Consider the following 15333-nt stretch of genomic DNA (forward strand, 5'->3'; position numbering starts at 1 on the left):
AATGAGTTCAAGTGATATGGATGTAGTGGTTTATGCCCCAGCATCAATTGGTAATGTAAGTGTTGGTTTTGATGTATTGGGGGCGGCGGTGTCCCCAGTGGATGGGGCCTTGCTAGGTGACAGAGTGCAAGTTAAGGCAGGGACTGAGCCGTTCAGTCTGAAAACTGCGGGTAATTTTGTCTCTAAGTTGCCTACAGAGCCAAAAGAAAACATCGTTTACGATTGTTGGCTGGTGTTTTCTCGCGAGCTAGATAAAAAAGGTGTTGAGCTAAAACCACTTGAAATGACGCTAGAAAAGAACATGCCAATAGGCTCAGGTTTAGGCTCAAGTGCATGTTCTATCGTGGCGGCGCTGGATGCCTTAAACCGATTCCATGGTCAACCGCTGAATGAGACTGAGCTGCTAGCACTGATGGGGGAAATGGAAGGCAAAATCTCTGGTGGTATTCACTACGATAACGTCGCGCCGTGTTACCTTGGTGGTGTCCAGTTGATGCTTGAAGAGCTTGGTATCATCAGTCAAGAAGTGCCTTGTTTTGATGATTGGTACTGGGTCATGGCGTATCCGGGAATCAAAGTATCAACAGCAGAAGCGCGTGAGATCCTACCATCTCAATACCGCCGACAAGATATCATCGCTCATGGTCGTCACCTTGCGGGCTTTATTCATGCGTGTCATTCTGGTCAGCCAGAGCTAGCTGCAAAAATGATCAAAGACGTGATCGCAGAACCGTATCGTGAGAAACTGCTTCCGGGCTTTGCGAATGCACGTCAATACGCTGCATCAGCAGGTGCGTTAGCAACCGGTATTTCTGGCAGTGGTCCAACACTGTTCAGTATTTGCAAAGAGAAAGATGTCGCTGAGCGAGTTGCTCGCTGGTTAGAACAGAACTACGTACAAAACGAAGAAGGATTCGTCCACGTTTGTCGTCTAGATAAGCAGGGTTCGAAAGTAACAGGAAGTGAGCTATGAAGCTTTACAATATAAAAGAAAATGATGAACAAGTTTCCTTTGGCCAAGCCGTTCGCCAAGGGTTAGGCCGTAACCAAGGTCTATTTTTCCCATCGGAATTACCAAAGTTTGAAGACGTTGATGCGCTACTGGCAGAAGACTTTGTTTCTCGTAGCACTAAGATTTTATCAGCGTTTATCGGTGATGAGCTGGCGGAAGAGCAAGTCAACGCGCTTGTGGACGCAGCGTTCCAATTCCCGGCGCCAATCAATCAAGTCAAAGACGGTGTTTACGCGTTAGAGCTTTTCCATGGTCCAACGCTGGCATTTAAAGATTTTGGCGGTCGCTTTATGGCGCAATCTCTTGCGGCGGTATCGGACGGTGGCAAGATCACCATTCTGACTGCGACTTCTGGCGATACTGGCGCAGCCGTTGCGCACGCTTTCTATGGTATGGAAGACATCAACGTTGTGATTCTTTACCCGAAAGGCAAGATTAGCCCACTGCAAGAGAAGCTATTCTGTACGCTAGGCAAGAACATTCACACTGTCGCGATCGATGGCGACTTCGATGCGTGCCAGGCACTGGTTAAGCAAGCTTTCGATGATTCCGCACTGCGTGAAGAGATCGGCCTGAACTCTGCAAACTCAATCAACATCAGCCGTTTGATGGCGCAAATCTGTTACTACTTTGAAGCAGCCGCGCAAATGAGTAAGGAAGAGCGTGAAAACCTAGTAGTGTCTGTACCAAGTGGTAACTTCGGTAACCTGACGGCAGGTCTACTGGCAAAAGCGCTGGGTCTGCCGATCAAACGCTTCATTGCTGCAACCAACGCCAATGACACCGTGCCACGCTACTTAGAAACAGGTAAGTGGGAGCCAAAACCAACGGTTGCAACGACATCGAACGCAATGGATGTAAGTCAACCGAACAACTGGCCGCGTATTGAAGAGCTCTGCCGAGTGAAAGAGTGGGGCCTAGAGACACTAGGTAAAGGCGCGGTTTCAGATGAGCAAAGCGCACAATCTGTGAAAGACTTGTACTCATTGGGCTACCTATGTGAACCGCACGGTGCGATTGCTTACCGCGTTCTTGAAGAGCAACTGCAAGAAGGTGAAACCGGTCTGTTCCTATGTACTGCGCACCCAGCGAAGTTCAAAGAAGTGGTGGATGACATTTTGCAATCTGACATCGAGCTTCCTGCACCGCTAGCGAAGCACGCGGCGATGGAACTGCTATCGGAAGAGCTAGACGCAGACTTTGATGCATTGAAACAAGTACTGCGCCGTGTACAGTAATTATTAAAATGATGAACGACGAAAGGTGAATGAGCAATCATTCGCCTTTTTTATTGTCAGTAAGTCTCGACTCTCTTTATGATTGAGAAACGAACTTAAAGATGGAAATAGAAGCATGCATTTTTTGATTTTTCTTGGCTCGGTAAGAGACAGCACACCGCCACGACCAGCCCGCTTGGGCATGCGAGTGAGTAGAGCATGTGAAACGTTGTTTAAGAATCAGTATTCCCAACATACCGTCGAAATCATTGACCCATTGAACTACGACTTTGACGACGTGTTTAAGCCTGAGTTTGCTTACCATCGCGCTAAAGTGCCAGCCCACTTGAGAGAACTGGCAGACAAAATTAAAAGTGCCGATGGGTACGTGATGGTCAGCCCGGAATATAACCATTCGATGAGCCCTGCTTTGGCAAACATGCTCAACCATTTTGGCAGTTCGCTGTTTTCCTATAAGCCAAGTGCTATCGTGACCTACTCTGCTGGGCAATGGGGTGGTGTTCGAGCTGCAGTGTCGATGCGTACCTTCTTATCTGAACTTGGATGTCTACCTGTCTCGGCGATGATTCACATTCCTAAAGCGCAAGAAGTGTTTGACGAACAGGGGGTCGTTGCGGATGAATTGCAGCAGACGCAGTGGGACAGCTATATGAATCGCACCATACATCAATTGATTTGGTGGGCAGAAGGCGCTTCACAACAAAGAGAAAGGCTTGACCCAACCTCACTGGCTGAAGTGTTTAAGAAGGATCCGTCACAGAGAAATGCTCCGTAAAGGAACAGAACGGTTAGATGCATGGAAAAACAAAAAAAGCTTGGCCATTGAGACCAAGCTTTTTAAATGTGAGTAAGTCGATTTTATTGAGATTATAGCGTCTCAGTAAAAGTACGAGCGATGACATCACGTTGTTGCTCTGGAGTTAGCGAGTTGAAACGTACTGCGTAACCAGAAACACGGATTGTTAGCTGTGGGTATTTCTCTGGGTGTGCAACTGCATCTTCTAGTGTTTCGCGTTTAAGCACGTTCACGTTTAGGTGTTGACCGCCTTCGATGCGAGGAGCTGTTTCGATTGCTACTTCACGGCTTTCGTATTCACCTAGATCGCTGATTGCGATAACTTGGTCTGCTTCGTAGCCAGCAGTTGCAGCAACACAACGAGCTTCATTTTTTTCGCTATCTAATAGCCAGATAGAGTTTAGTAGGTCGTCGTTTGCCGCTTTTGTAATTTGGATACCTTGGATCATCACTATCTCCTAGACCACTTACGTGGTGATTATTGGTGTTAATTTTCGAATTTTCGTTGAGCTGAGTATTATATAGCTAATATCCACTATTTTAATATTGATTTAAGTCAAAAAACAACCAAAAACATTATTTTTATTAAGGTGATTTTGTTGAGTTAAATCAATAAAACCTTTGAAAACAAACTAATTACAATTTATTTGATAATATAAAAAATATTTAATAACTCATTTTGTTGTAAATTTACTACAAATTGAGCTTAAAGTTTAAACTGATTAACGCAACTATCTGTATTTAGGTAGCAATACTGAAAGTCTAAAGTGATTAAATGACAAACATGAAAAACAAGCTTGGGAATAAACTCATTGGTGCACATGTCTCTGCTGCTGGTGGGGTCGACCAAGCGCCGTTGAGAGCTCGCGAAATTGGCGCGAATGCGTTCGCACTATTTACAAAAAACCAACGCCAGTGGGTGGCGAAGCCTTTAGAAGCAAAAACCATCAGTGCGTTTAAAGCGAACTGTAAAATGCTGGGTTTCGGCGCAGAACATATTCTTCCCCATGACTCTTATCTAATTAACTTAGGTGCACCAGAAGCGGATAAGTTGGATAAGTCACGCGCTGCATTCATCGATGAGATGGAGCGTTGTAATCAATTGGGTTTAACGTTGCTGAACTTTCACCCTGGGAGCCACTTAAAGAAAGTCTCGGAACAGGAGTGCTTAGCGACGATCGCAGAGTCGATCAATCTTGCGCACAAAGCGGTGCCGAATGTGATCGCGGTAATCGAGAATACGGCTGGTCAGGGTACAAACCTAGGTTGGAAGTTTGAGCATCTTGCTGAAATCATCGATCAAGTGGAAGACAAAGAACGTGTTGGTGTATGTCTCGATACTTGCCACACGTTTACCGCCGGTTACGATCTGCGTACTAAAGAGGATTGTGAGCATACCTTTGCTGAATTCGACCGTATTGTTGGGATGCACTATTTAAGAGCAATGCATCTAAATGATTCAAAAGTTGAGTTTGCCAGCAAAGTGGATCGCCACCACTCATTAGGCAAAGGAGAGATCGGGTGGGATTGCTTTGAGTACATCGCGAAAGACCCTCGATTTGATAGTATCCCTCTGATTTTAGAAACAATTGATCCGGACATCTGGCAGCAAGAAATCAACGCACTGCGTCAGTTTCATCTAGCGGCGATAGATAACCAATGATGTGATCACAGAGTTGGCACCTTTCTTTCTTAGCCACTTAAGTCAATTTGAATTAAGAAAGAAGGATGCCACTATGTCTCGACCACTCTCTTTTGCTTCTTACGCATATAGCCGCCGCGTGCTTCGTTTGCCGATGCCTAATCGTCACATTACAGGACAGGGGCATTTTCGAACGCCACAGAAGCATTAGTCTTTTATTACTATTCTCAAGTTCGTGGTAAGTTTTTGTTTGTTTGGGTTTCGCTCGTTAGAATAGAAGCAAAATTTAGGACAGGAACTTTCCATGAATCAGTCACCCACTTGGCACGATGTGATCGGCGAAGAGAAAAAACAGAGCTACTTTGTAGACACTTTGAATTTTGTAGAAGCAGAACGCGCCGCAGGCAAAGCGATTTTCCCGCCAGCGAAAGATGTCTTTAACGCGTTTCGATTTACCGAGTTTAACGATGTTAAAGTAGTGATTCTGGGACAAGACCCATACCATGGTCCAAATCAGGCGCATGGTTTGTGCTTTTCCGTGCTTCCTGGAATCAAAACGCCACCGTCACTCGTTAATATGTATAAAGAGCTGGCTCAAGATATTGAAGGGTTCCAAATCCCTCAGCATGGATTCTTACAAAGCTGGGCAGAGCAAGGTGTATTGTTGCTCAATACGGTATTGACTGTTGAGCAAGGTAAAGCGCATTCACATTCAAAAACGGGGTGGGAAACGTTCACTGACCGAGTGATTGAAGCGATAAACCAGCATCAGGAAGGCGTGGTGTTTTTATTGTGGGGCTCTCACGCTCAGAAGAAAGGGCGCTTTATTGATCGTAATAAACATCATGTGTTAGCCGCACCACATCCATCACCACTCTCAGCACACCGAGGTTTTTTTGGTTGTAAGCATTTCTCTCAAGCAAACCAGTTACTTGCCTCGCAAGGAAAAGCACCAATCAACTGGCATTTGCCATTAACTGTATAAAAGAAGAGACAGCGATAATGCTGCCATTATCGCTGTTTTTTTGAGCACGCTCGAGGCTGATGGCAAATTTCTCATGTACACTTATTAAAAGTAGGTGTTAAGGAGAGACGCTATGATGATCGAAAGAATTCGACGCGAACACGGCTATATGGTTCGTCTGTTGGCGATACTGCGCCATAAACTTAATGAGATAAAAGAAGAACGTGCGATCAACTACGCATTAGTAAGCGAGATAGTTGATTACCTCTCTAATCATTCAGAAAAAGTTCACCATCCGAAAGAAGATATTCTCTATCACCACTTTCTTGAGCACTATGGTAAGCAACAGACCATGGAAAACTTAGAGAAAGAACATCAAGAGTTAGCAAGTAAAACCAAAGAGTTTGCTTCCTTGATAGAGATGATCCTGCAGGATGCAGTTGTGCCTCAAGACATGTTTGTGGCCCACCTAGAGGACTTCATTGAATCACAAAGACGCCACTTGGAGTTAGAGGAGCGAAAAATCCTGCCTCTCATTGAGGAGTTATTCACTACCGAAGATTGGCAGCATGTTGAAAGCTTATGGAGCGTCAGTGAAGATGACCCAGTTTTTGGTGACACTATTGCCGATCGTTATAAACAGTTAGCTGAACGTGTGCGTCAAAGTGATGCTGAGTATGTTTAAGTGTGTGCGATAAAACCTGAGCGAACGAAAGTATCACTCGGGTTTGTTAGCTGCATTTCTTATTTATTGAGAATTGGACGTAAATTTATCGTTTGCGCTTCTCGACCAAAAGACGGGAAAATTCCTATTGAGTAATAACGGTACTCATACTCAAATCCTGGCGCTTAAACTCAAGTCGTTTACCGTTACTGTAAACAAAAACAAAAGGCACCCTTAAGGTGCCTTTTGTTTGAATTAGAGTTTAATGTCTTCCAAGTTGTAGTCGGTACAGGCATCAAGTTCGCGTAGCTCTTTAAGCAAATTGCGCCTGTCGTTCATCTCTTCTATTTCACGCCACTTTCGCTTTACTGGTTTGGCACGAGATTTGGTTGTTGAGGTAGTATCCAGATTAAAAATGTCATCTAGTTGAAAGCCTTCCATAAGCCACCTTTACCTTTCTTAAGCTAAACTGTTGTAACCAGTCCTTGTGGAGTTTTTTAAGTACCACAATAGCCGTGAGAATAACCATGATATATTTCGCATTTGTGTCGGTAGCATGACATTTTCGTGCAAAAATATTCTCAAAATCACACTTTTCATTGCAATGTGATGGCTAAAAAATGCACAAACGATCTCAAGAAAACGATTAAATAGAGAGATTTTCAATGTTAATTCGATTTGGCGAGTGGGGGGACAGTGCAAAGGTCAAAGTTGCATAAAACCAGTTTGATGAAATAGTGTTCAATTAGATGGTAAGGCACTAGAGCAAATTTATGTAACACCTTGTGAATACTAGCTTGGCCTTAATTATATGGGGCTCCGTTCTGTTTGGTGGGCGATAATTATTTATGTTGGCATTTGGTAATTGAAATGTTGCAGTTTATGGGTGTTAAGTCTTCCATTTATGTTATTTTTTGGTGACTTTATAGTGAAAAATAACAATGTTATTATCATAATTGCATATTGATTTTTGCGCTCCTAGGTTGCATTATCCGCCCGTCAAAAAATACGCTGGTACGTAAAATGGATGCATGAAGCGACGTTTACGATTCTAGATTGCCCATAAACATTACTTAAAAAGCTAAGCACACTTTGACACTTAGCAGGCAATTTGGTGGATGGCTTGGACGCATAGACCGGCGCAACTCACTTTGAGGTACACATGACAGACTTAATCAATTTGATGAACGATCTCCTTTGGGGTTCGATTCTGGTTTATCTTCTTGTTGGTGTTGGTATTTACTTCACCGTTCGATTAGGGTTCATTCAGTTCCGCCATTTCGGCCACATGTTCTCTGTTCTTAAGAACAGTCGTAAAGCAGACAAAGCTGGTATTTCTTCTTTCCAAGCGCTTTGTACTAGTCTTGCTGCACGTGTTGGTACAGGTAACATGGCGGGCGTTGCAGTTGCATTGACTGCAGGTGGTCCTGGCGCGATCTTCTGGATGTGGCTGATCGCAATGCTTGGTATGGCAACGTCGTTTGCAGAGAGTACTCTGGCGCAGCTATACAAAACCAAAGATGATGATGGCAACTACCGTGGTGGTCCTGCCTACTACATGGAAAAAGGCCTGGGCATGCGTTGGATGGGCGTATTGTTCTCAGTTTTCCTAATCATCGCTTTTGGTTTGGTATTCAACGCCGTACAAGCTAACTCAATTGCAAATGCAATGAGCACCGCATTTGGTTGGAGTGACCTGTACGTTGGTATCGCGGTTGTAGTACTGTCTGCGATTGTAATTTTCGGTGGTATCAAGCGTATCGCAAAAGTCGCAGAGATGATCGTTCCGATCATGGCGCTGCTTTACTTGGCTCTAGCACTGTTCATCATGTTCTCTAATCTAGAGAAGCTACCTGATGTATTAATGCTTATCTTTAAGAGTGCATTTGGTCTGCAAGAAGCGGCGGCTGGTGGTCTTGGCTACGCGATTGCACAGGCAATGATTAACGGTATTAAACGCGGTCTATTCTCGAACGAAGCGGGTATGGGTTCTGCGCCAAACGCGGCGGCTTCAGCAACGCCTTACCCACCACACCCTGCATCTCAAGGTTATGTTCAGATGCTAGGTGTATTTATGGATACGATCGTTATCTGTTCAGCGACAGTGGCTATCATCCTGATGTCAGGTGAGTATGTTGGTCAAGCAACAGAAGTGACGGGTATCGAGCTAACTCAGCGTGCATTGAGCTCGCAAGTTGGTGATTGGGGTGGCATCTTTGTTGCCGTGGCAATCTTCTTCTTTGCATTTACATCAATCATCGCGAACTACTCGTACGCAGAAACGAACCTAATCTTCCTAGAGCACAACCACAAGGCGGGCCTAAGCATTTTCCGCGTTGTTGTTCTTGGTATGGTGATGTTTGGTGCACTTGCTTCGCTCCCAGTCGTATGGTCACTTGCTGATGTTTCGATGGGGCTGATGGCGATAGTCAACTTGGTGGCAATCATCTTGCTATCTGGCATCGTGATTAAGCTAGCAAAAGATTACAACCGCCAACTTGGTGAAGGTAAAGTACCAACGTTTGATGCGAATGACTTCCCTGAGCTGAAATCTCAGCTTGAAGAAGGCATTTGGTACAACGATAAAAAAGACTAAGTGAGCTATCACTCATAGTTGAAAGCTATTAGTATGATGTAAAAAGCCATGCAGACAATGCATGGCTTTTTTTGTACCCTATTAAAAAACAAAATTAGAGAAGGGAAAGTCATGCTTATCGTAGTTTCTCCAGCGAAGACTCTTGATTACGAGTCTCCGTTAGCGACAGAAAAATTTACTCAACCTGAGTTGGTCGAATACTCAAAAGAGCTTATCGATGTTTGCCGCAAACTGACTCCTGCTGATGTTGCCTCTTTAATGAAAGTGAGCGACAAGATTGCCGATTTGAATGTTGGGCGATTTCAAGAGTGGAGTGAAACGTTTACCACAGAAAACTCACGACAAGCCATTCTTGCATTTAAAGGTGACGTTTACACAGGGCTAGACGCCGAAAGTTTATCTGAAGCGGACTTCGAATATGCTCAAGATCATCTGCGTATGCTATCGGGTCTTTATGGTTTACTAAAACCACTTGATTTGATGCAGCCATACCGTCTTGAAATGGGTACCAAGCTTGCAAACGACAAAGGTACGAACTTGTACCAGTTTTGGGGCAATGTTATTACGGACAAGCTTAACGAAGCGATTTCTGCTCAAGGTGATAACGTCCTTATCAACCTTGCATCAAATGAATACTTTAAAGCGGTGAAGCCAAAGAATTTAGATGCGCAAGTGATCACGCCAGTATTCAAAGATTGTAAGAATGGCCAATACAAGGTCATCAGCTTCTACGCGAAGAAAGCGCGCGGCATGATGGCGCGTTACATCATCGAAAACCGTATTGAGAGTGTGGCAGACCTGACTAAGTTTGATACGGCGGGTTACTACTTTGTTGAAGATGAATCGACACCAACAGAGTTAGTATTTAAACGCGAAGAGCAAAACTAAAACTGATTGAGACGTAGTCTACGTTAATCTCTATCAGTACAAACGAAAAAGGGTTGGCAGTGCCAACCCTTTGTTATGTTTTAGCTTAGGCTATTTCGCCCCAACAAGATTACTTCTTCTTAGCGGTTTTCTTTTTCGCTGGCTTCTTCTTGTCTTCTTTTTTCTTTTTCTTCTTAAACACAGGTTTTTTGTGTTTCGGACGCATCTCTTTTACGAAACGCTCTTTGATGTCTTCTTTCACGTAACGTGCAACGCGATCCATCATTGGTTGGTCGTGTGCTTCTACGATTGAGATAGCATTACCTTTCTTACCCGCACGAGCCGTACGGCCAATACGGTGAAGGTAGACATCAGCCGTGCGTGGCATGTCGTAGTTAATAACGTGTGACACATCCGGAAGGTCGATACCACGCGCAGCAACGTCCGTTGCGAGCAGCACGTTTACAGTACCATCGCGGAAGCGAGAAATCGCATTGTTACGACGATCTTGAGGCATTTCACCTTGAATCCAAGAACATGGAATCTGTGCGCTCTCAAGCTGCGCTCGTAGCTCTGCCAAACGCTCACGGGTCTTCAAGAAGACGATGGTGCGTTCTGCTTGTTGAGTAATAATGTGTTTTAGTAATTCAAGTTTGTGTTCAGCATCATCAGCACGGTGGTACCACTGAGCAATCTTCTTACGCTCACGCAGTGGCGATTTTGCATCGATCTCTGCTGGGTCATTCAACAGATCAGCGGTAAAGCCCTCTACGCCTTTACCTTCTAAAGTTGCTGAGAACAGAAGGGTTTGTTTACGCCAGCGGCACTCGTTAGATAAACGATCGACAGTAGGAGCAAAACCCATGTCTAGCATACGGTCTGCTTCATCAAGAATTAACCATTCGATTGCACGGCAATCAAAACGCTCTGCATCAATGTATTCTTTTAAACGGCCAGGCGTTGCAACCACAATGTCTTGTGTTGTCGCAAGGATATCGGCGTGCTCTTGGTATTGAACACCACCTGTGATGGTGAAAATGTTCAGTTTAGTGTTTTTTGCCAAAGCTCGTGCTTGATCGGCAATTTGCATCGCCAATTCGCGCGTCGGCGTTAGGATCAAAATACGCGCAGGTCCAGGCTTGCGACGAGGGAAGTCTTGCAAGTATTGCAATGCAGGCAGGACGAAGGCTGCCGTTTTACCAGTACCTGTTGGCGCTGACGCTAGAATGTCACGACCATCCAACGCTTGTGGAATCGCTTCTGCCTGAATTTTTGTTGGGCGTTCGTAACCCATCTCTTCAATGGCTTCAAGTAGGTTTTGGTCTAGATCAAGTTCAGCAAAGGTTCTGATCACAATGAGTTCTCCACAAGCAAAGCTTGGTTAATGGTTCGCCACAACAGCATAGAATACAAAAAGGTCGCACATTATAAAGTGATTGGTGATAAGGATCACATGTTATTTCACATCTTAAGATAAAACTCGCGGGTTAATTGGACGAAATCGTCACTGTAACCGTCATGCGAATGAATTATTAAATGTGATTCTTGAGTATCGCAAGGCTGCTTCGCCAGTTCAAATAACAGTCGATGTACCAGTTTCTTTTCTGATGGCTGTACACGACAGACTCGCGATAGATGCCAACCTTGGTGTAATGCTAGTTCAATAAACCGTTCGCCTTCGGTGATTGGTAACACAAAATTAGCTTTCCCTTGTTCATCAAGCAACTGATAGCAACGTTGTAGCAATGCGTTGTGGCGTAGCGTATCAGTGTGCCTCGCGGTTGCACGTTGACTGTGTTTCGATTGCTCGCCGCTGTTGAAGTAGGGCGGATTACAAATGATGCGTTGGAATAGATGCGTCGGCGTAAAGTCTAGTATGTCGGAATGATACACACTCACACGATCTGACCAAGGCGACTGAACCACATTTTTTTGCGCAGCTTCAATGGCTGTTAATTCAATATCGACCGCGGTTATTTGAGCTTCTGTAAAGCGTTGGGCACACATCAGGGCAAGCAACCCAGTGCCAGTGCCAATATCGAGAATTTGAGCGTTGTTCGGGCTTTGAATCCAAGCACCAAGCATGACCCCATCAGTGCTGACGGGCATACCACTCTCGCCGCCCTCAATACAAAATTGCTTAAAATTGAAGCCTTTAGTTTTCAGTTTTTTGCTCTTCATGATTGTTTTATGTTTGCTCAATAATTAAGTGAATTTCTCTATTGTTTCTTAATTGTATAGATTGTTGTTTTGTTGGTTATTAAATTGTATTGTTAATTGATCGAGATAAAGAACTGGTCTGTTATTTAGATCTGGTTATATTCACTGCTTTTAAGTTTGAAAACTAAATTAATATGGTGTTTTTTTCTTAAAGGTTGCCAAATGATGAGTCTTTCGTCATTATGCGGCGAAAATTTTATAGATTGAACCACGTGTACTTATTGACTTTAGGTATACAAAAAGTGGTCTAAGCATACACAACATTCATTAATTAAAAGACAAGGGTTATCTGTGAAGCAGACGTTAAAACTAACAGATATTATCGCAGTAGGCTTTATGCTATTTGCGTTCTTTTTAGGTGCGGGCAATATCATCTTTCCACCTCTAGCGGGTCAGCTAGCCGGTGAAAACTTAATGCCAGCGATGTTTGGTTTCTTGCTAACAGCGGTAGGTCTACCTCTTATTACTATCGTTGCTATTGCTGTTGCTGGTGGTTCTTGGGATCACTTAACGCAAGACCTTCCGAAAAAAGCAGCGGTTATTATGGCTGCGTTGATCTTCATCATCATCGGTCCTGCGTTTGCTGCGCCTCGTACTGGCCTAGTGGCTTACGAGATGGCGGTGAAACCTTTCTTCCTCGAAGCGTCACAAACGCATCTCACTGCATTTTCAGTGATCTTCTTTATTGCGGCGATGATGTTCTCATGGTTCCAAGGCCGTTTGATTGATCTTATCGGTAAAGTACTAACGCCGGCATTGTTCGTGGGTTTGATCATTCTTGCTGTCGCGGTATTTATTGATCCTCAAGGTGACATGCTGGGCGCGCACGGTGAGTACTTAACGCAACCACTGACCAAAGGCTTCCTAGAAGGCTACAACACAATGGATACGTTCGCGTCACTGATGTTTGGCATGCTGATGGTTGATGCACTGCGCGGTAAAGGCATTACTGAGCGTTCTGCAACGACTAAATATCTGATCTATGCAGGTTGTATTGCCGCTGCCGGTCTTGCGTTTGTTTACATCTCACTATTCTACTTGGGCGCGACAAGTGCAACTGTTGCTGCTGGTGCAGATAACGGTGGTTTGGTACTTAGCCAATACGTTCAAGCGCTGTTTGGTCCATACGGTCAAATCGTTCTGTCTGTCATTGTATTACTAGCGTGTTTGACAACGGCTATTGGCTTGATTTCTGCGTGTTCAGACTTCTTCAGCTCGAAAACGCCACTGTCATACAAGCAATGGGTACTTATTAACGGTTCTGTTTGTGCGTTGGTTGCGAATGTCGGCCTTGCACAACTGATTTCTCTGTCAGTGCCAGTATTGTTTGCGCTGTACCCTGTGGCGATTGCGTTGGTTGCACTAACATTTGTACGCAGCAAACTGCCAAATCCACGTTTTGCTTACCGCGCGGTACTACTTGTATCTCTGCTGTTTGCGTTGGTTGATGCGGCAAAAGTATCGGGTGTTGATGTTTCTGCGTTTAACATGTTGCCACTATTCGAAGTGGGCATGGGTTGGGTGCTTCCAACATTTGCGGCTATCGTGTGCATGTTCTTCATCGCGAAACCTCGTCCAGAGTTATCACAAGAAACGGCGTAATAACTTCGCACGATCAAGATATTAAAAAGCCCGATGAATTACTTCATCGGGCTTTTTATCTTTGAAGCGTTCACACTATTAAAGTGTGTCGTGGAACTCCACAAGAACTTGTTCACACCATTTTTCGATGCGCTCATCACTCAGTTCGTACTGCGAGTCTTCATCTAACGCTAGTCCAACAAACTTGCTGCCATCTTCAATCAGTGCTTTCGATGCTTCAAATTCGTAGCCTTCATTTGGCCAGTAACCGATAAAGGTTGCGCCGGTCGCTTGTAATTCATCGTGAAGTAAGCCCATCGCGTCCAAATACCACTCACCGTAGCCTTCTTGGTCACCCAGACCAAACAGCGCGACAACTTTACCTTTTAATGGTGTTGTTGCGATGTCTTGCCAAATCGCGTTCCAATCTTCTTGAATTTCACCAAAGTCCCAAGTTGAGATGCCAAGGAGTAGTAAGTCGTAGTCTGCCATTAGTGATAACGGTGTCTCTTTCACATTGTGAATGTCGACAAGGTCTTCACCAATAATGGTACGAATTTTCTCTGCTGCCATTTCGGTGTAGCAGGTCGTTGAGCCGTAAAAGAGTCCGATTTTCATTATATTCATCGTTATTTGTGTTGCTGTTGTGGAAGATTCTAACCATAAATTGAGGAAGATTGCAGCGAATATCCTAAGCGGGATGATTTTTTTATGGTATTGGATCGGTAGGTGCCTTAATCTAAGTACTGTAAATATAAACAGATAAGGAAGCGCTCATGACGGCACAACAGCCTGTCAATCAACAAGATTTTTCGCTTGTTGAGCAATTCTTAGATGCGATGTGGATGGAGCGTGGGCTATCAGAGAACACGCTGGCTTCCTATCGAAATGATTTGATGAAGCTGCTCACGTGGATGGAGAAACATCGCTACCGTCTTGATTTCATTAGTTTGTCTGGCTTGCAAGAATACCAAAGCTACCTTGTAGACTTGGATTACAAGCAGACGTCCCGTGCGCGTATGTTGTCGGCAATTCGCCGTTTATTCCAATATCTGCATCGTGAGAAAGTACGTGCTGATGATCCGAGTGCGCTCTTGGTCAGTCCTAAACTGCCACAACGCTTGCCCAAAGATATTAGTGAAGAGCAAGTGGACGCCTTGCTCGAAGCGCCAGACCCGAATGATCCTGTGGAATTGCGGGATAAAGCGATGCTGGAACTACTGTATGCGACTGGTTTGCGTGTGACGGAATTGGTCAGTTTAACTATGGAAAACATTAGCTTGCGTCAAGGAGTTGTACGTGTCACAGGTAAAGGCGGTAAAGAGCGCTTAGTGCCAATGGGGGAGAACGCGGTAGATTGGATCGAGACGTTTATTCAACAAGGGCGCCCTGCGTTACTTGGTGATACATCATCTGATATTGTTTTTCCTAGTAAACGTGCAAGGCAAATGACTCGTCAGACGTTTTGGCACCGTATTAAGTACTATGCTTTGATAGCAGGGATTGACACTGAACAGCTGTCGCCGCACGTACTGCGTCATGCCTTTGCCACGCATTTATTGAACTATGGCGCAGATCTCAGGGTCGTACAGATGCTATTAGGACATAGTGACTTATCGACCACGCAAATTTATACTCACGTGGCGACTGAACGATTGAAGCAGATCCACAGTCAACACCACCCAAGAGCATAACAATGGTTAGATTCATCCATGTCTTCTTGGAAAAACGATTTTATATTAAGGTGAATTTC

General features: G+C 44.5%; 15 protein-coding genes. 10 read left to right on the plus strand and 5 right to left on the minus strand.

What is annotated here, in order from left to right:
- Window positions 1–16 precede the first annotated feature (16 nt).
- From thrB to FKN08_RS14290, 3 genes are all read left to right on the plus strand, one after another.
- A complete protein-coding gene (gene thrB, locus FKN08_RS14280; protein ID WP_053808593.1) occupies window positions 17–973 on the plus strand; it encodes a homoserine kinase in 957 nt (318 codons plus the stop codon).
- On the plus strand, window positions 970–2250 hold the full coding sequence (thrC, locus tag FKN08_RS14285; protein ID WP_170892369.1) for a threonine synthase: 1281 nt from the start codon (window positions 970–972) through the stop codon (window positions 2248–2250). The genes thrB and thrC overlap by 4 nt, the downstream gene beginning before the upstream one ends.
- A gap of 115 nt (window positions 2251–2365) precedes the next feature.
- Window positions 2366–3025 carry an NAD(P)H-dependent oxidoreductase gene (locus FKN08_RS14290; RefSeq protein ID WP_046873970.1) on the plus strand — a complete coding sequence of 220 codons (660 nt, stop codon included), beginning with the start codon at window positions 2366–2368 and terminating at the stop codon, window positions 3023–3025.
- Window positions 3026–3117: 92 nt separating this feature from the next.
- Here the strand turns inward: FKN08_RS14290 and grcA are convergent, their stop codons facing one another.
- Window positions 3118–3495 carry an autonomous glycyl radical cofactor GrcA gene (gene grcA / locus FKN08_RS14295; RefSeq protein ID WP_005381814.1) on the minus strand — a complete coding sequence of 126 codons (378 nt, stop codon included), beginning with the start codon at window positions 3493–3495 and terminating at the stop codon, window positions 3118–3120.
- A gap of 326 nt (window positions 3496–3821) precedes the next feature.
- Between grcA and nfo the strand changes: the two genes are divergently transcribed.
- The 3 genes from nfo to FKN08_RS14310 all read left to right on the plus strand — a co-directional run bounded on the left by nfo (window position 3822) and on the right by FKN08_RS14310 (window position 6337).
- Window positions 3822–4709: a deoxyribonuclease IV gene (nfo, locus tag FKN08_RS14300; protein WP_104969075.1), complete on the plus strand. Its 888-nt coding sequence runs from the start codon at window positions 3822–3824 to the stop codon at window positions 4707–4709.
- 283 nt (window positions 4710–4992) lie between these two features.
- Window positions 4993–5673 (plus strand): uracil-DNA glycosylase, encoded by a 681-nt coding sequence (ung, locus tag FKN08_RS14305; protein WP_005396298.1) that lies wholly within the window; start codon window positions 4993–4995, stop codon window positions 5671–5673.
- Window positions 5674–5785: 112 nt separating this feature from the next.
- Window positions 5786–6337, plus strand: coding sequence for a hemerythrin domain-containing protein (locus tag FKN08_RS14310; protein ID WP_005396296.1), 552 nt, complete (start codon window positions 5786–5788; stop codon window positions 6335–6337).
- 234 nt (window positions 6338–6571) lie between these two features.
- Here the strand turns inward: FKN08_RS14310 and FKN08_RS14315 are convergent, their stop codons facing one another.
- A complete protein-coding gene (locus FKN08_RS14315) occupies window positions 6572–6757 on the minus strand; it encodes a DUF3545 family protein (RefSeq protein ID WP_005396294.1) in 186 nt (61 codons plus the stop codon).
- Between the two features lie 721 nt (window positions 6758–7478).
- On the opposite strand from FKN08_RS14315, the gene FKN08_RS14320 reads away from it, so the two are divergent.
- Entirely contained in the window at window positions 7479–8912 is a 1434-nt protein-coding gene (locus FKN08_RS14320; RefSeq protein WP_005396293.1) for a sodium:alanine symporter family protein, read from the plus strand.
- 111 nt (window positions 8913–9023) lie between these two features.
- On the plus strand, window positions 9024–9800 hold the full coding sequence (gene yaaA, locus FKN08_RS14325; RefSeq protein ID WP_005396292.1) for a peroxide stress protein YaaA: 777 nt from the start codon (window positions 9024–9026) through the stop codon (window positions 9798–9800).
- A 109-nt stretch (window positions 9801–9909) separates the two neighbouring features.
- Here yaaA and srmB read toward each other — a convergent pair whose 3' ends face one another.
- Together srmB and FKN08_RS14335 are read right to left on the minus strand one after the other, a co-directional pair.
- Entirely contained in the window at window positions 9910–11133 is a 1224-nt protein-coding gene (gene srmB, locus FKN08_RS14330; protein WP_005396291.1) for an ATP-dependent RNA helicase SrmB, read from the minus strand.
- A 107-nt stretch (window positions 11134–11240) separates the two neighbouring features.
- Entirely contained in the window at window positions 11241–11960 is a 720-nt protein-coding gene (locus FKN08_RS14335) for a tRNA1(Val) (adenine(37)-N6)-methyltransferase (RefSeq protein ID WP_170892370.1), read from the minus strand.
- A 330-nt stretch (window positions 11961–12290) separates the two neighbouring features.
- On the opposite strand from FKN08_RS14335, the gene brnQ reads away from it, so the two are divergent.
- Window positions 12291–13601: a branched-chain amino acid transport system II carrier protein gene (brnQ, locus tag FKN08_RS14340; protein WP_170892371.1), complete on the plus strand. Its 1311-nt coding sequence runs from the start codon at window positions 12291–12293 to the stop codon at window positions 13599–13601.
- A gap of 78 nt (window positions 13602–13679) precedes the next feature.
- Here the strand turns inward: brnQ and fldB are convergent, their stop codons facing one another.
- Window positions 13680–14198 (minus strand): flavodoxin FldB, encoded by a 519-nt coding sequence (gene fldB, locus FKN08_RS14345; protein ID WP_005397338.1) that lies wholly within the window; start codon window positions 14196–14198, stop codon window positions 13680–13682.
- A 158-nt stretch (window positions 14199–14356) separates the two neighbouring features.
- Here fldB and xerD point away from each other — a divergent pair, with 158 nt between their 5' ends.
- The gene (xerD, locus tag FKN08_RS14350; RefSeq protein ID WP_005397336.1) at window positions 14357–15274 is read left to right on the plus strand and encodes a site-specific tyrosine recombinase XerD; all 918 of its coding nucleotides are present in this window, start codon (window positions 14357–14359) and stop codon (window positions 15272–15274) included.
- Window positions 15275–15333 lie beyond the last annotated feature (59 nt).

This window comes from Vibrio sp. 1-2 (7-a) (assembly GCF_013048515.1).
In the GTDB taxonomy this organism is placed as follows: Bacteria; Pseudomonadota; Gammaproteobacteria; order Enterobacterales; family Vibrionaceae; genus Vibrio; species Vibrio diabolicus.